Below are 14,393 nucleotides of genomic sequence, written 5' to 3' on the forward strand. Positions count from 1 at the left end.
GGTCAGCTGGCTCGGCTCACCAATAGAGGGGCCAGCTTGCCGGTGGAGAATTGATGGAGAGTCCGCTGAGTCGTTCCTCCTAGCATTCCCCGTACGTCGGAAATCCACAGAAGGGGGAGAACAGCATGCTCGCGAGGAAAGCAGCGGCGTTGCTCGCCGCGGCCGCCGCCGTGGTCGTGTCGGTCGTGGTCGCCCCGTCCGCCAGCGCCCACGTGCCGAACCGGTGCAGCGGCTGGCGCGTCGGCGTCTTCGACCTGCACAACTACGCGGGACAGCACGCGTGCTTCAACACCGGTGCGGGTGATCTCCGCCAGTTCTCGCTCAACAACAGGATCAGCTCGGCGTGGAGCCACGACACGGTGCCGTGGTGCCTCTACGACGGCTTCAGCTTCCGTTCGCCGTTCTCGCAGATGGCTGCCGGCGGCCACTACCCGGTCTTCGACGCGTTCGCGACCAACCGGGCGAGCTCGATCCGGCGCGGGGCCTGTCCGGCCGGCTTCGGCGTGCTGCCTGAGCCCGGTGCCTCTGTCAGTTAGAGGTCAGGACCCTCTCGTAGAACGTCGGCTGGGCTCGTCCCAGCCGACGTTCTGCGGTGACCTTGGTCTGTGGGGAACGAGGTCACCCCAGCGCGGCGACCGTTGCGCAGCATGCCGCCAGCACGAGGCACAGCGGCGAGTAGATCCGCTGGTCGAGCCGGGCGAACTCGGTGTCCTGCCGCGACGACACCACCAGGCCACCCGCGCCGCGCAGGAGGAACACCGCGGCCACGCAGGCCGTCCCCACGACCGCCAGCCAGCTGGGGCCCGGCACCGGCACCACGCCTGCGCGGCCCGCGACGAGGTACGCGGCCAACGCGAGCAGTACCGCGACCGCACCTGTCGCCGGCCCCGTCGGCAGCTTCTCCACCGGAACGCCCACCACTCGGCTGGCGAACTCCTCGGGGGTGCGCAGAGGCCACGGCGAGAACATCCACACCACGTGCAGGGCGCCGACCAGCGTCAACACCGTGGCCGTGACCGAACCCAACACCATCATCGTGCGCCTCCATCGTTCCGTACACCCCTGCACGGTTGACCGTACAGTACTGTACGGACGTGGCTCGGCTGTCGAAGCAGGACTGGCTCACCGCGGCACTCGTCGCCCTGGCCGAGGGCGGTGTGAGCGCAGTGGCCGTGGTGCCGCTCGCCCAGCGGCTCGGCGTGACGCGAGGCAGCTTCTACTGGCACTTCACCGATCGGACGGCGCTGCTGCGCGACGCTCTGGATTGGTGGGAGCAGCAGGGCACCATCGCGGTGATCGCTCGGGTGGCGGCCATCGCCGACCCGCGGGACAAGCTGCGCCGGCTCTTCCGGATCGCGATCACCGAGGATCCGGCGAGCGGACTGGAACCCGCGCTGGTGGCGCATGCCGACGACCCGGTGGTCGCGCCGATCCTGCGGCGGGTCACCGAACGCAGGGTCGCGTTCCTGGCCGAGGCCTACGCGGAACTCGGACTGCCTCCGGAACGCGCCCGGCAGCAGGCCGTTGTCGCCTACTCCGCCTACGTCGGCTGGGTGCAGCTGAGACGGGCGACGCCCGACGTGCTGCCGGAGGTCGTCGACGACCCGGAGGCCCTGGCATACCTGGTGGACAGCCTCACCAGCCTCGACGGACCCGGTGGTGGTTAGGGTCGGGTTGTGGATCGAATCGCGGGATCGTTGTACGGGCTGGCTTTCGGGGACGCGCTCGGCCGGCCGACGGAGTTCCTGACCGTGGGGGAGATCGATCGGGAGTTCGGTCCTGCCGGGCCGGATGACCTGGTGGGCGATCCTGCGCTGGTCACCGATGACACGCAGATGGCGCTCGCGGTCGCGTGGGCGCTGCACGGTGTCGACCGGTACACCGCTGACGTGCTCGAGCCGCGGTTGCGGGAGCGGTTCGTGGCCTGGGCGCACAGCCCGGAGAACAACCGCGCGCCTGGGATGACGTGTCTGCGCGCGTGCGGGGGACTGGCGGAGGGCGCGCCGTGGGTGGAGGCGACCATCGCTGGGTCCAAGGGATGTGGCGCGAACATGCGCGTGACTCCGGTGGGGCTGGTGCCCGGGCTCGACCTCGACGTGCTTGCCGGGGTGTCGCAACTGCAGGCTGCGATGACCCACGGCCATCCCACGGCCCTGGCCGCGTCCGAGCTCACCGCCTGCGCGACGCGGCTGCTGGTCGACGGCTTCGAACTGGCCGACGTGCCCGCCGCGCTGCTCGCGCGCTGTGGTGAACGGCGCTCGGTCTACCTGGAGGAGTGGCTGGGATCGCTGTGGCAGATGCCGGGCGCGACCACTCCCGCTGACTTCATCGCCCGCGGCTGGGACGAGTGTGCCGTGGTGCTCGAACGGCTGGTGGCTGCTCTTGCCCGGCCTGACGACGGCCTGGACGCGTGCCTTGCCACCGGCGAGGGCTGGATTGCCGAGGAGGCGCTGGCCACCGGCCTGTACTGCGCGGTCCGGCACGCCGACGACCCGGTCCGTTGCCTGGTGCGGGCGGCTCGGACCAGCGGTGACTCCGACTCGATCGCCGCGCTGGCCGGGGCGTTCGTGGGGGCTGCGCACGGCCTGGCCGCCTGGCCGGCGGACTGGGTCGCACGCATCGAGTACGCGGACCAGCTGGCCGCGCTTGCAGCCGGGGCGCACGAGCGGACGTCCGGACAGGACAAAGCCCGGCCGGATGGACCATCCGGCCGGGCTCTGTAGGTCCTTCGTGCCGCGGGCGGCAGGGCGGGACTAGGCGGGGACGATGTTCTCCGCCTGCGGGCCCTTCTGGCCCTGCGTGATGTCGAAGGAGACCTTCTGGCCCTCCTGGAGCTCACGGAAGCCCTGAGCGGCGATGTTCGAGTAGTGGGCGAAGACGTCAGCGCCGCCACCGTCCTGCTCGATGAAGCCGAAGCCCTTTTCAGCGTTGAACCACTTGACGGTTCCGGTGGCCATGGTGCACTCCAAGCATGAATTTGGCGCCCGCACTGTGCGGGGCCGTGTGATCCGTCATGGCCGGAGACGCTGAACAGCAAAACGCCCGTGACCTGCGATCACGGGCGAACGGTACTTCGGAACCATGACAGATGCCACTACCGTACACCGGCTGGCCGCCACGTCCAGCATCGCAACGCCTAAACATCGAAGATCGTGTCGAAGATCGCGTTCCGGCCTGACGACGACGACCGGCGCGCGGCTGGGCAGCGAGGTGGCCGGCAGCAGGAAACGGGCAGGTCACGCTTTGCCGTGGCGGTCCAGCAGTGCGCGCAAGGCGGCCATCTCGGCGGCCAGCGCCTTGCGTCCCGCGGCCGTGACGCTGACCCAGGTCTTGGGCCGCTTGCCCTCGTAGCCCTTCTCGATCACCGGCAGACCGGCCTCCTCCAGCACCGCGATGTGCCGCGAGAGGTTGCCGGCGGTGAGGTTGAGGGTGGACTTCAGGTAGGCGAACTCCACCCGTTTCACCTCGCCCGCGATGGTGAGGATCCCCAGTCTGTGCCGCTGGTGGACGACGTCGTCAAGCGCCGCCGTCGGGTGCTCCGTCACGACGAGGTCCTGCTCGTCGCGAGTGCGCCCAGTCCGCCGAGCACGAGGACGGCCGCGAGCAGCAGGACGCCCATGGCGCCGCCCAGAGCGTCGTTGTCCATGGATGAATTGTTGACGATCAACGCACCGGCCGTGAACACCACCGCGATCACCGAGCACAACACGCTGCGCTCGATCCACGCCAGCGTCAGCAGGCCGGCCGCGATCGCCATGAACTGGGCGCCGCCGCCCATCCCGAGGTCGATGCCGACGTCGGGCAACTGCAGCAGCGACAAGGCGACCGACGCCAGCAGCAGGCCGGCGGGGACGAACAGCGGCCGCATCCGCCGAGCGCGGAACGCGAGCACGGCCAGGCCGAGGAGCACAGCCATGACGATGGCGGCAACGTGGGGCAAGGGGTAGAACAAGGTGTACTTGAGGATCACGCTCGTGCTCAGCGGAATCCCGAACAGCACCGCGACCAGACCGAGCAGCGCGACCCGGACGTACGAGCCGGTCGGGGTCTCCACGCCGACGCGCCGGGCGCGCCGGCGGTACCACCACACCGTGGCCAGCACGGCCACGAGCAGCGCGCCGAGGCAGTAGAGCGACAGCGCGAGCGGGTGCACGACCTCTGTCTTCAGCCTGAGGTGTGCCAGCGGGCTGATCCACGGGCCCGGCCCGCCGTCGACGAGGTGGTCGGTCGGGTGGGGATCGGCCTGGGAGAGCGGCAGCGAGAGCAGAGACAGGATTCCCATGAGCAGCAACGGGAACCCAGTACCCGTGCCGGTCGTCCCGGGTGCGTTTGCGCAGACCGGCCAGTTCGTCGAGCAGTTCGCCCGGATCACTCGTCATCTCGTTCCCCCAATGTGCTTGTGACGCAGTCTGGTTTGTGGCGAGTGGACGGCCACCGATCGCGCCCGAGGGGAAGCTGGTCCGGGACCAGGAGCTGGGCCGGGGGTGTCCTCCAGCGCGAGCTCCGCGACGAGTTCAGCGGCTTTGGGGACGGCGTTGTCCACCGCGGGAGGCTGGGTGTGGCTGAACCGGCTTTCGAAGTGGGTGCTGGGCAGCGCCGCCGTGAGCTGGCCGAGCGCGGGCAGGACGCCGGTGATCAGCCGGCCAGCCGCAGTGAGCGGGCGATGGGCTCGGCGTGGCGCGTGTCCCAGTCCTCGGAGTCGTAGTCGACCGGGTCGGTGTCGAACCCGGCCTCTCGCATCAGCGGCAGCAGCGGGTCCAGGCCGTCGCCGGGGTGCGGGTCGGGCCAGCTGGGGTTGAAACGGGCGTGCCGTTCACGACGTGGCTGAAGCACGGTGAGGCGTAGTCGTGCCGCAGGATCCCGACGGCCTCCGTGCCCCGGGACAGGGCGTCGACCAGGGACTCGACCTCCCAGCCCGTCGGCTGGGCCAGAACCGTCCACTCGCGAGCGCGAAGATCTCGCTCAGGAAGGGCTCCTGGCCGGCAAGGGCGTCGGCCCAGGACAGGTCCTGCTGCTCCACGTGGTTCCCCAGAACGGTGAGTGACGCTCGTCGCCATCCGCCGATTCGGGTTGGAGAGGGCTCAACGCCTAGGGTGCTGCATGTGTCGCAGTGCGGCCTCGCCCGGTTGCCTGGGTGCTTCCACGAGCGCGGTCGCTACCGGGGACAATTGCCCCCGACCGTTCAGCTCCAGGAGGATTGTTGATCCACAAGTTCTCGGTTCGCTCCGCGGGGGTAGCGGAGCCCGACATCCGTGAGCTCGGCCGATCGTGGGAGCTCGACGACCTCGAGGTGTGGCGCGACTACTACGTCGAGTTCGAGACCTCGCCCGGCGCCGCCGCGCTCGCCGAGGTGGCCGCCGTGCTCGGTGACCAGCTCGACGTCGAGGTCTTTCTGGACCAGCCGCTGGACGCGGGCGCCGTTCAGGTCGCCTACAAGCGCGGTGTGGTCGACAACGAGAGCGACTCGATCATCACGGTGTGCGGGCTGCTCGGCGTCGAGGCCAAGGCCGGCAAGGTCGCCACCAGCTACAGGTCCGCGTCGCCGCGGCTGCGGGACCTGGTGGTCTCCACGCGGTTCAACGCGACCATCGAAGAGCTGCACGACGAGGAACCGCACTACGACACCCTCGTGCCGCAGGGCCACTACGAGTCGGCCGTGCAGTACGACCTTCGTGGGCTCGACGACGCGGCGCTCGCCGAGCTCGGCACGGCGGGTGGGCGCAACCTGTCGCTCGCGCAGATGAAGCACGTGCAGCACGTGCAGAACGCGCTCGGGGACGAGTTCGTCACGGACGTCCTGCTGGAGGCGCTCGACGCCCGGTGGAGCGACCACTGCGCGCACACCACGTGGAAGTCGCTCGGCAGCCTGCTCGGCCGGCTCGTCCAGGCCGCCAAGGACGTCGACAACCCGAACGTGCTGAGCATGTTCCACGACAACGCCGGCGTCTGGGACTTCTACGACGGTCACGCGATCGCCATCAAGGCCGAGACGCACAACGGGCCGTCGGCGATCTCCGGCTACTTCGGCCAGCTGACCAAGCTCGGCGGCGTGTTGCGAGACATCCTGGGCACCGGGCTCTCCGCCGACCCGATCGGCAGCTTCGAGTACACGGCCATCGGTGAGCCCGAGGCGCCCGCGCCCATCAAGGGCCGGCCGGACGCGCGCAGGCTCGCCGGCGAGACGATCCGGGCGATCAAGGAGTACGGCAACACCTTCGGCGTGCCGATGATGTCGTCGCGCATGACGTTCCACCCCGCGTACCGCGCCAAGCCGTTCGCGCTCGGCGGCAGCATCGGCCTGCTGCCCGTGTCGGCGGCGCAGCGCGGCACGCCGCGGCCCGGTGACTTCGTGGTGCTGATCGGTGGCCTGACCGGTAACGAGGGCATCCACGGCGCGTCCGCGAGCTCCGCCGGTGCCGTCATGGACACGGCCGCCGTGCAGATCGGCGCGCCGCTGGAGCAGGTCAAGTTCCGCAAGGCGCTGATCGAACTGCGCGAAGCGGGTTGCATGAGCGCGCTCACCGACGTCGGTGGCGCGGGCCTGAACAGCGCCGTCGGCGAGATCGGCGAGGCGTGCGGCGTGTGGATCAACACCGCGCTGGTGCCGTTGAAGACGGCGGCGCTGCCGATGTGGCGGATCCTGCTGTCCGAGTCGCAGGAACGCATGCTGCTCGCCGTGCCGCCGGAGCACCAGGAGCGGGCGAAGAAGATCCTCGACCGCCACATGGTGCGCTCGACGGTCATCGGCCGGTTCGCGGACACGGGTCGCTACCACGTGTTCCACGCCCCGGACCTGACCGAGGAGGCGCTGATCGCGGGCGCCCCGGACGTCGTGCCCGCCCACCAGGGCGAACTCGGCTTCGACGTGGCGTACGACCTGCTCGACATCGAGGTCGAACGCCAGGAGGTCGGCCCGCCGCCGCGCCCGACGGGTGTGCCCGAGTGGCCCGAGCTGGCGCCCACGCAGCTCGCCGGGCTGCTGGAGGAGGTCGTCGCCGACGCGGAGGTCGCCTCGCAGCACTTCGCCGACTCGCAGTACGACTCCACGGTCCAGGGCAACACCTGGTACGGCCCGCACTACGGCACCGAGCACTCGGTCCGCACGGCCTACTGGGCGGGCACGCCGGTCGCAGGTTCGCCCGCCGCCGCCGTCGTGAACACCGCGTTCAACCCGTGGATGTTCGAGGCCGACCCGGTCGCCGCGACGCGCCAGATGTTCTGCTCGGTGCTCGCTGGCCAGGTGCTCGCCGGCGTCGCGGTGAACGACGTCTGCATGTGCGACAACTTCTACACCCCGCACCTGTCGCCGCACTGGCGTGAGTGGCTGGTCGGCATGGTCGACGAGCTCGCCGTGCTGGTCCGCCACTTCGGCGTGCCGCTGATCTCGGGCAAGGACTCGTCCGCGGGTTCGGTGCACACCGACGAGGGCCTCGTCAGCGTGCCGCCCGCGGTGTTCCTGAGCGCACTGGGCAAGGTGCCGCACACCGACGCCCTGCTGCGCGAGCAGTGGACCACGCCGGGCAACGTGCTGGTCCGCGTCGGTCTGGCCACGAGCTCGCCGGTCGGCACGGTCGCGGCGCGCAAGCTCAGCCTGCCGGCCGGTGCGCTCGACGACCTGGCACTGTCCGATGTGGACAGCTACCTGAGCGCGCTCACCGCGAGCAGGAACCTGCTGCGCAGCGGTGCCCGCATCGGTGCCGGTGGCGTCGCGGCCACGCTCGCCCAGGGCGTGCTGGCCAGCGGTATCGGCGTCAAGCTGGAGTCCGCGACCACCGAGTCGCTCTTCGCCGAGCACCGCGTCGGCGCTGTCGTCGAGGTCGCCCCCCACGACGTCGCCGCCCTGCCCGCCGAGCTCAGCCCCGTCGTCCTCGGTGTCCTCGAAGGCACGCTGGAAGGCACCGGAATCGTGCTCGACGGCATCGACCTGTTCGCTCCGGCCGCGCGCGACGGCTGGCTCAACTCGTTCACGGCGAGGATCGCATGAAGCCGACCGTCAACGTCCTGTACCTGCCCGGCACCAACTGCCAGGAGGAGACCGTCCGAGCGTTCGCCGAGGTGGGCGCCGAGCCGCGGATGCGGTTCGCGGCCGACCTGCTGGCGGGCACCGAACGGCTCGACGACGCCGACATCCTCTGCATTCCGGGAGGGTTCTCGTTCGGCGACCACCTCGGCGGTGGCGCGGTGGCGGCGGCGTTGCTGCGCAGCCACCTGGCGGACCAGTTCGAGGCCTGCCGCACGCGTCCGCTGATCGGCATCTGCAACGGTTTCCAGATCGCCGTGCGCGGAGGCTGCTTCGGCAAGGTCGGCCTGAAGGTCAACAGCGCCGGGACGTTCCGCAACGAGGAGAACCAGCGGCACGTCGTCGACGGCGACAACGACAGCCCGTGGCTCACCGGCCTGGGCGGTCAGACCCTGTCCTTCCCGTGCGCGCACGGCGAGGGCCGGTTCGACCCGGGCAGCGAGACCGAGGGGTACCGCGTCGCACTGCGGTACGAGAAGGGCTTCAACCCGGACGGGTCGTTCGAGGACATCGCGGGCATCACCAGCGCCGACGGTCTGGCGTTCGGGCTGATGGACCACCCGGAGCGCGCGATGGACCGCGAGGTCCGGCTGGCGTTCTTCTCCAACGGCGTTCGCGCGGTTCGGTAGCGGCAGAACGACTTGGTGCTGGCCCTACCGCGAGCGCGGGGGCCAGCGCCATGGTCGCGGCCTGATCACCACGGCACCGTGGTGATCATGAAATCACTTCTGATCGCGGCCATGGTCGCGCTCTCGCCCTTACCTCCGCTGCAGCCGGAACTGCTGCGCGCGGCCATCGCCGACCTGGACAACCCGGCGGCGACGTCCGCGCAGCTGCGCGTGTCGGGTTCGGCGGGGTGCTGGTACGGCACCGAAGGCGTCGCGGACCGGCGGACGCAGCGCCCGGTCCGGCCGGACGACAGGTTCCGGATCGGCAGCGTCACCAAGGTGTTCGTGGCGACGGTCGTGCTGCAACTCGCCGCCGAGCAGAAGATCGGCCTGGAAACGCCTGTCCGGCACCACCTCCCGGACCTGCCGCCGACGCTGGACGAGGTGGAGGTCGGCCAGTTGCTCGACCACACCAGCGGAATCCCGTTCGAGGTCGGCTTCTCCGACCTGAGCACGCCGGAGAAGGTCCTCGAACACCGCTACGACCGGTACGCGCCGGACCAGCGCCTGAAGATGATCCCCGCCACCGAGCCGAAGTTCACCCCCGGCACGCAACAGGAGTACCGGGGCATCAACTACGTGCTCGCTGCGATGATCATCGAAAAGGTCACCGGCCACGGCTACGGCCACGAGGTCGACAAGCGCATCGCACGGCCCCTCGGGCTCACCAAGACCTATGTGCCCGGCCGCAACGAGACGAGCATCCGCGGGGCCCACGTCCACGGGTACCTGGACGTGCCCGGTCAGGGCCTGGTCGACGTCTCCGACTTCAACACGTCGAAGTCCTACGGCGAGGGCGACATCATCTCCACGACCGGTGACCTCACCCGGTTCGCTGAGGCGCTGTTCGACGGCGACCTGCTGCCGCCTGCCTTGCAGGAGAAGCTGTTCACGCGCCCGAACGTGTCCATGGTGGACGGTCGGCCCGCCGCCTACAGCACGGGACTGCAGACGTTCACCATCAACGGCGTCACGGTCTGGGGGAAGACGGGGGAGCAGTACGGGTACAACGCGGGCCTGTTCTCGACGCGGGACCAGCAGCGGCGCATCGCGTACTCGTTCACGCCGACGGCTCGCAACGACGCCCAACAGCTGATGACCTTGCGCATCGCCAACGCCGTCACCAGCCCCGCAGCTGGTCGGCCTTGATGCCGTACTGCGCCATCTTGCGGTAGATCGTCGCCCGCCCGATGCCGAGCTCGGCGGACGCCTGCGCGATCGTCGCGCCCGGCGCGGTCAGGCAGCGCACGATCTCGTCGCGTTCCAGGGCCTGCAGCCTGCTCAGCCGGTGGCCGACGCTGGTGAACACCTCGGCGGGCAGGTGCTGCACGTCGATCACGTCCGAACGGCCAGCGACGAGGCCGCCCACGCGGGCAGCGCGTCCACGTCCGAGACGACGACGCAGGTGTCGGTCTTGCCGAGTTCCGGGGTCCACAGCCGCAGCCACGAGCCGACGTCGTCGGGGGCCGGCGGACGGGCGTTGAGCAGGCGTTCGCGGGGACGGACGGTGCGCAGGGCGAGGGTGGCCAGCGCGGTCTTGCCCGCTCCCGGTTCGCCGACGACGGCCACCACCCGGTCGTTCCGCATGGCCTCCACCGCAGTGATCGTGCACCCGCTGATCACGTGCGGCCTGTGCCGGGCCTGCCGCAGCGGCGACGACGACGTGCACTGCACCGCCTCGCAGTTCCCCGGCATCGACACCGCCGGCGGCTACGCGGAGTACCTGAGGACGTCGGCGCGGTCGGTCGTGAAGATCGACGACGCGCTGGAACCCTCCGACGTGGCCGCGCTGGCCGACGCGGGTCTCACGGCGTACCACGCGGCGGTCAAGGCGGCACGCAGGCTGCGGCCGGGGGACCGGTGCGTGGTGATCGGCGCGGGCGGCCTCGGGCACATCGGCGTGCAGGTGCTCAAAGCGCTGACCGCGGCGGAGATCGTCGTCGTGGACCGCAACCCGGACGCGGTGAAGCTCGCCGAGACGATCGGCGCGGACCACGGCGTCGTCGCGGACGGCTCGCACGTCGCGGCGGTCCTCGACCTCACCGGTGGGAACGGCGCCGAGACCGTGATCGACTTCGTGGGCGAGGGCGGCGCGACCCGCGACGGCGTGGCGATGCTGTGCAGGGCGGGTGACTACCACGTCGTCGGCTACGGCGAGAACATCGACGTGCCGACGATCGACATCATCTCCACCGAGATCAACCTGATCGGCAACCTCGTCGGCTCCTACAACGACCTGTGCGAGCTGATGGTGCTGGCGGCGCAGGGCAAGGTGACGCTGCACACCCAGAAGTACCCGCTGGACCGGTTCCAGGACGCGATCGACGACCTGGACGGCGGACGGGTGCGGGGCAGGGCGATCCTCACGCCCTGATTCCACCCGGGAAGGGCCCATTAGAATCGGGCCGTGGACTTGGCGCGGGTGCGGAAGCGCTGTGAGGAAGAGATCCGGCGACTGCGCATCGGCACACCGCTCGACGTCACGGCCCTGTGCGAACGGCTGGCGGAGCAGCGCGGCAGGCCCCTTCACCTGCTCGCGCTGACTTCGCGCACCTCCAACCCGTCCGGGCTGTGGGTGGCCGCGAAGAAGGCGGACTACATCTTCTACGACGAGTCCGTGGGCGAGGCGCATCGCGCGCACATCGTCCTGCACGAGATCGGGCACATGGTGTTCGAGCACGCCGGGGTCGCCGAGCTGGACGACCTCACCGCGCGCCTGCTCGCACCGAACCTCGACCCGAAGGTGGTGCGGCAGCTGCTGTGCCGTGACAGCTACGACAACGAGCACGAGCAGGAGGCCGAGCTGTTCGCCACGCTCGTGCTGATGCGGGCCGGGTTCGAGGTCGTGGGCACCGTGGAGCCGGACGTCGAAGAGGACGCCGCGCTGGCCCGGCTGCGTGAGGTGCTCAGTGCTTAGGGCCTTCCACATCCTGGTCGTGGTGCTGTTGTGGGCGAGCACCGCCTACCGCGTCGTCGTGCTGCTGCGGCGGCCGTCGAGGAGCTTCGGCAACGCGGCCCTCTGCCTCGCGCTGTTCTTCCTGGCGCTGGGGTTCACGGTCGGGCTCCCGCCGCTCTACCTGCGGATTCCGTGGCTGGCCGAGGGGGCGAGCCTGGTCCGGCTGGTCCAGCACGGCCTCATCGTGGTCAGCCTCTTCTGGCTGCACGTGTTCGTGGCGCACTCCGGGGGCCGGTCGGTGCGCGGGACCGTCGTGCGCGCCGTGACGGCGTGCGCCTCCCTCGCCGCGATGATCGTGCTGTTCCTGCTGGCGGCGCCCGGTGACGACGCGGAGGACTTCGTCGGGGCGTACGCCAAGGCGCCGTTCGTCACCGAGTACCTGCTCGTGTACCTCGGTTACATGGCGTACGTCCTGGTGGACGTCTTCCGGCTCACCCGCCACCTCGCGGGCAGCGCCGCGGAGGGCCCGATGAGGTTCGCCCTGCGCCTGTGGTCGATGGCCAGCCTGGTCGGGTTCGTCTACGCGGCGCACAAGGCCGCGTACGCCCTGGCGGCCCGCCTGGACGTCCCGCCGCCCTGGTCCGAGGGGCCGGTGTCCACCTCGACGGGCGGCATCGTCCTGGTGCTGTTCCTCGTGGGCCTGACCGCGTACCGGTGGGGCCCTCAGATCGAGCAGTACCGCACGTACCGGGTTCTCCGGCCGTTGTGGCGGGCCTGCTACGACGTCATGCCCGGTGTCGCGCTCATGCCGCCGGACGTCCGGGTGCCGATCGACCTGCGCCTGTACCGGTGCGTCATCGAGATCCTCGACGGGCGGCTGGCGTTGCGGGCCTACTGGGACACCCGGATCGCCGACCAGCGAGGTGAGGCGGCGGCGCTGGTGGCCGCACTCGCGGCGAAGGCCAGGGAGGAACCCGTCGAGGCGGGCCCGGCCTCCCTGCCCGCCCTCGACGTCGCCGGGCTGACCGCCCTCGCCCGCGAGTTCAGGACTCTTTCGGCGGCAGGCCTTCCAGCTCGCGCACGCGGTTGATGACCTCGGTGATCGTGTCGAGGCTGCGGTCCGACAACCCGGCCGCCCGCATCGCGACCTCGCGTACGCCGTTGTCCTTCAACGCGGTGACGAGCGCGATCTCGCCCTCCACCTGCTCGCGCACGGCGTCGTCGAAGAAGTACGCGGCCGGCACGCCGAAGAACGTCGCCAGCGCGGTGAGGTGCTTGAGCGTGGGGTTGTCGCGCTGACCGGTGCGCAGGTACCAGAGGTAGGACGCGGAGATCGTCACGCCCTGGTCGCGGGTGATCGCCTCGGCGACGTCCTCGTTGCTGTACTCGCGCTGCCCGGACGCCCGGATCGAGCGGAACAGGTACTCCAGCCGTGCGGCCAGGGTGTGCGGCTCGGGCTTCTCGCGCTCGGTCATCCAGCCCACCTCACGTTTTGACTGGTGTGAATCGAGACGATACCGCATTCACGCCTGTTGACGACCAGGGGTGGTTCAGGCTTAACTTGCCCCCGCCTCAACTGATGTGGATCTGCCCGACTCGCGGTTCACCTCAGTCAACGGTGCGCCAGGACGGCACGGCCGGCCCTGGACCAGCGGCGGTGAGGCGGGGCCACGTCACTGGGGGTGGCGTGGCCCCGCCCCCCGCCGGGGCCACGCCGGGCATCTACAGCCGCACCAGGTTCGACGGTCGTCGTGGCGGTTCGGCGTCCGCGGCGGGGAGATCGTCCGGCAGCCAGGAACGCAACGCCCTGCCGAACATCAGCAGCGTGCGCCAGGTGTCCCAGAGGGCGATCAGCGACGCCGACAGCACCACGGCCACGGCGACGGCCAGCACTCCACGGGCCTCCAGCAGCACGATGACCGCCACGATCGCCCACAGTTCGACGACGGTGAAGACGACGGCGAGCACCACCTGCTCCGTGTGCTTGCGACGCGCCCGCAGGACCTGAGTGCGCGAGTCGGGGTCGGGCAGTGAACGGCGCTTCATGACGGCTCCTGCGGGCTCGGCGAACTGAGCATCCAGGAAATCGTCAGAGGCCGCGGATGTCTGCGTCAGATGCCACACAGCGTCAGATCCCGCAGAGCGTGCGCAATTCTTCCTCACGAAGAATTTCTATGCCGTTGCGGCGGGTGAGGATGATTCCGCCTTCGCGCAGAACTTTCAACGTGCGGGCGAGCGTTTCGCGGGAAATACCCGCAATTCCGGCCAGCTCGCGCTGGGAGAGCGGCACGGTCGCGATCAGGTCGTCCGCCTCCCGGTGCGCGAGGTCGAGCAGCATCGCGCCCACGCGGTGCAGCGACGGGCCGGTGCGGAGGTCCTGCTGGCCGACCATCGCCCGCTGGCGGGACGCCACGACGCGCAGGATCGCCCACGTGATGCCGGGTCGCACGTGGCACAGCGACTTCAGCGCACGAGGGGAAATCACCAGGCCACTGACGTCGTCCACCGCGGTCAGCGTGGCGGAACGACGGCGGCCGTCCACGGCGGAGAGCTCGCCGATGATCTCGCCGGGGCCGCGGACGGCGAGCACCGTCTCCTCGCCGGTGACGGTGAAGCGGCTCACCCGGACCCTGCCCCGCGACACCACGAGCACGTTGCGCGACTGGTCTCCCTGATGGCAGATCACCGAACCGGATGCAAATTCGACACGAGTCGCGGTGTTCCGCAACGCTGTGCGATCGGCCTCGTCGAGCATCCCCCAGAAAGACCGGTCGATCATCATGCTTCTCATGATTCCGGCAACCGCACG

General features: G+C 70.1%; 18 protein-coding genes and 1 pseudogene. 9 read left to right on the forward strand and 10 right to left on the reverse strand.

Features of this window, described 5'->3' with window-relative positions; genetic code table 11:
• Positions 1-125: 125 nt before the first annotated feature.
• Complete coding sequence (locus SK571_RS04315; protein ID WP_319982712.1) at positions 126-536, forward strand: peptidase inhibitor family I36 protein; 411 nt, start codon at positions 126-128, stop codon at positions 534-536.
• A gap of 82 nt (positions 537-618) precedes the next feature.
• Here SK571_RS04315 and SK571_RS04320 read toward each other — a convergent pair whose 3' ends face one another.
• The gene (locus SK571_RS04320) at positions 619-1,035 is read right to left on the reverse strand and encodes a DUF3995 domain-containing protein (RefSeq protein WP_319982713.1); all 417 of its coding nucleotides are present in this window, start codon (positions 1,033-1,035) and stop codon (positions 619-621) included.
• A gap of 59 nt (positions 1,036-1,094) precedes the next feature.
• Between SK571_RS04320 and SK571_RS04325 the strand changes: the two genes are divergently transcribed.
• The gene (locus SK571_RS04325; RefSeq protein ID WP_319982714.1) at positions 1,095-1,667 is read left to right on the forward strand and encodes a TetR/AcrR family transcriptional regulator; all 573 of its coding nucleotides are present in this window, start codon (positions 1,095-1,097) and stop codon (positions 1,665-1,667) included.
• Positions 1,668-1,676: 9 nt separating this feature from the next.
• Positions 1,677-2,723 (forward strand): ADP-ribosylglycohydrolase family protein, encoded by a 1,047-nt coding sequence (locus SK571_RS04330; RefSeq protein WP_319982715.1) that lies wholly within the window; start codon positions 1,677-1,679, stop codon positions 2,721-2,723.
• 30 nt (positions 2,724-2,753) lie between these two features.
• Here the strand turns inward: SK571_RS04330 and SK571_RS04335 are convergent, their stop codons facing one another.
• The 4 genes from SK571_RS04335 to SK571_RS04350 all read right to left on the reverse strand — a co-directional run bounded on the left by SK571_RS04335 (position 2,754) and on the right by SK571_RS04350 (position 4,833).
• Complete coding sequence (locus tag SK571_RS04335; RefSeq protein WP_030475722.1) at positions 2,754-2,957, reverse strand: cold-shock protein; 204 nt, start codon at positions 2,955-2,957, stop codon at positions 2,754-2,756.
• Between the two features lie 279 nt (positions 2,958-3,236).
• Positions 3,237-3,545: a transcriptional regulator gene (locus SK571_RS04340; protein ID WP_319982716.1), complete on the reverse strand. Its 309-nt coding sequence runs from the start codon at positions 3,543-3,545 to the stop codon at positions 3,237-3,239.
• The gene (locus SK571_RS04345) at positions 3,542-4,282 is read right to left on the reverse strand and encodes a hypothetical protein (RefSeq protein WP_319982717.1); all 741 of its coding nucleotides are present in this window, start codon (positions 4,280-4,282) and stop codon (positions 3,542-3,544) included. The genes SK571_RS04340 and SK571_RS04345 overlap by 4 nt, the downstream gene beginning before the upstream one ends.
• Positions 4,283-4,635: 353 nt before the next feature.
• Positions 4,636-4,833: a hypothetical protein gene (locus SK571_RS04350; protein WP_319982718.1), complete on the reverse strand. Its 198-nt coding sequence runs from the start codon at positions 4,831-4,833 to the stop codon at positions 4,636-4,638.
• A gap of 367 nt (positions 4,834-5,200) precedes the next feature.
• On the opposite strand from SK571_RS04350, the gene SK571_RS04355 reads away from it, so the two are divergent.
• The 3 genes from SK571_RS04355 (at position 5,201) to SK571_RS04365 (ending at position 9,837) form a co-directional block, all read left to right on the forward strand.
• Positions 5,201-7,984, forward strand: a complete 2,784-nt coding sequence (locus SK571_RS04355) for an AIR synthase-related protein (protein WP_319982719.1) — start codon at positions 5,201-5,203, stop codon at positions 7,982-7,984.
• Positions 7,981-8,649 carry a phosphoribosylformylglycinamidine synthase subunit PurQ gene (locus SK571_RS04360; RefSeq protein WP_319982720.1) on the forward strand — a complete coding sequence of 223 codons (669 nt, stop codon included), beginning with the start codon at positions 7,981-7,983 and terminating at the stop codon, positions 8,647-8,649. The genes SK571_RS04355 and SK571_RS04360 overlap by 4 nt, the downstream gene beginning before the upstream one ends.
• An 87-nt stretch (positions 8,650-8,736) precedes the next feature.
• Positions 8,737-9,837: a serine hydrolase domain-containing protein gene (locus tag SK571_RS04365; protein WP_319982721.1), complete on the forward strand. Its 1,101-nt coding sequence runs from the start codon at positions 8,737-8,739 to the stop codon at positions 9,835-9,837.
• Here the strand turns inward: SK571_RS04365 and SK571_RS04370 are convergent.
• Both SK571_RS04370 and SK571_RS04375 read right to left on the reverse strand, forming a co-directional pair.
• Positions 9,809-10,027, reverse strand: a complete 219-nt coding sequence (locus SK571_RS04370; protein ID WP_319982722.1) for a helix-turn-helix domain-containing protein — start codon at positions 10,025-10,027, stop codon at positions 9,809-9,811. The genes SK571_RS04365 and SK571_RS04370 overlap by 29 nt on opposite strands.
• Positions 10,024-10,275, reverse strand: a complete 252-nt coding sequence (locus SK571_RS04375) for an ATP-binding protein (RefSeq protein WP_319982723.1) — start codon at positions 10,273-10,275, stop codon at positions 10,024-10,026. The genes SK571_RS04370 and SK571_RS04375 overlap by 4 nt, the downstream gene beginning before the upstream one ends.
• A 13-nt stretch (positions 10,276-10,288) precedes the next feature.
• On the opposite strand from SK571_RS04375, the pseudogene SK571_RS04380 reads away from it, so the two are divergent.
• From SK571_RS04380 to SK571_RS04390, 3 genes and pseudogenes are all read left to right on the forward strand, one after another.
• Positions 10,289-11,062, forward strand: a pseudogene (locus tag SK571_RS04380) (zinc-binding dehydrogenase); the annotation flags it as partial.
• A gap of 33 nt (positions 11,063-11,095) precedes the next feature.
• Entirely contained in the window at positions 11,096-11,605 is a 510-nt protein-coding gene (locus SK571_RS04385; protein ID WP_319982724.1) for an ImmA/IrrE family metallo-endopeptidase, read from the forward strand.
• Positions 11,598-12,674 carry an MAB_1171c family putative transporter gene (locus SK571_RS04390; protein WP_319982725.1) on the forward strand — a complete coding sequence of 359 codons (1,077 nt, stop codon included), beginning with the start codon at positions 11,598-11,600 and terminating at the stop codon, positions 12,672-12,674. Before SK571_RS04385 ends, SK571_RS04390 begins: the two co-directional genes overlap by 8 nt.
• On the opposite strand, the gene SK571_RS04395 is transcribed toward SK571_RS04390, so the two are convergent.
• The 3 genes from SK571_RS04395 to SK571_RS04405 form a co-directional block, all read right to left on the reverse strand.
• The gene (locus SK571_RS04395) at positions 12,628-13,059 is read right to left on the reverse strand and encodes a helix-turn-helix domain-containing protein (protein WP_319982726.1); all 432 of its coding nucleotides are present in this window, start codon (positions 13,057-13,059) and stop codon (positions 12,628-12,630) included. The genes SK571_RS04390 and SK571_RS04395 overlap by 47 nt on opposite strands.
• A gap of 247 nt (positions 13,060-13,306) precedes the next feature.
• Complete coding sequence (locus SK571_RS04400; protein WP_319982727.1) at positions 13,307-13,630, reverse strand: hypothetical protein; 324 nt, start codon at positions 13,628-13,630, stop codon at positions 13,307-13,309.
• Positions 13,631-13,712: 82 nt separating this feature from the next.
• Positions 13,713-14,366 carry a Crp/Fnr family transcriptional regulator gene (locus SK571_RS04405; protein ID WP_319982728.1) on the reverse strand — a complete coding sequence of 218 codons (654 nt, stop codon included), beginning with the start codon at positions 14,364-14,366 and terminating at the stop codon, positions 13,713-13,715.
• Positions 14,367-14,393 lie beyond the last annotated feature (27 nt).

This window comes from Lentzea kristufekii (assembly GCF_033949925.1).
Lineage (GTDB): Bacteria > Actinomycetota > Actinomycetes > Mycobacteriales > Pseudonocardiaceae > Lentzea > Lentzea kristufekii.

Bases quoted from the DNA above. Each gene is read 5' to 3' on its own strand.
- SK571_RS04315 (WP_319982712.1), top strand. From the start codon at position 126: ATGCTCGCGAGGAAAGCAGCGGCGTTGCTCGCCGCGGCCGCCGCCGTG.
- SK571_RS04320 (WP_319982713.1), bottom strand. From the start codon at position 1,035: ATGATGGTGTTGGGTTCGGTCACGGCCACGGTGTTGACGCTGGTCGGC.
- SK571_RS04335 (WP_030475722.1), bottom strand. From the start codon at position 2,957: ATGGCCACCGGAACCGTCAAGTGGTTCAACGCTGAAAAGGGCTTCGGC.
- SK571_RS04345 (WP_319982717.1), bottom strand. From the start codon at position 4,282: ATGGGAATCCTGTCTCTGCTCTCGCTGCCGCTCTCCCAGGCCGATCCC.
- SK571_RS04360 (WP_319982720.1), top strand. From the start codon at position 7,981: ATGAAGCCGACCGTCAACGTCCTGTACCTGCCCGGCACCAACTGCCAG.
- SK571_RS04365 (WP_319982721.1), top strand. From the start codon at position 8,737: ATGAAATCACTTCTGATCGCGGCCATGGTCGCGCTCTCGCCCTTACCT.
- SK571_RS04375 (WP_319982723.1), bottom strand. From the start codon at position 10,275: ATGCGGAACGACCGGGTGGTGGCCGTCGTCGGCGAACCGGGAGCGGGC.
- SK571_RS04395 (WP_319982726.1), bottom strand. From the start codon at position 13,059: ATGACCGAGCGCGAGAAGCCCGAGCCGCACACCCTGGCCGCACGGCTG.
- SK571_RS04400 (WP_319982727.1), bottom strand. From the start codon at position 13,630: ATGAAGCGCCGTTCACTGCCCGACCCCGACTCGCGCACTCAGGTCCTG.
- SK571_RS04405 (WP_319982728.1), bottom strand. From the start codon at position 14,366: ATGATGATCGACCGGTCTTTCTGGGGGATGCTCGACGAGGCCGATCGC.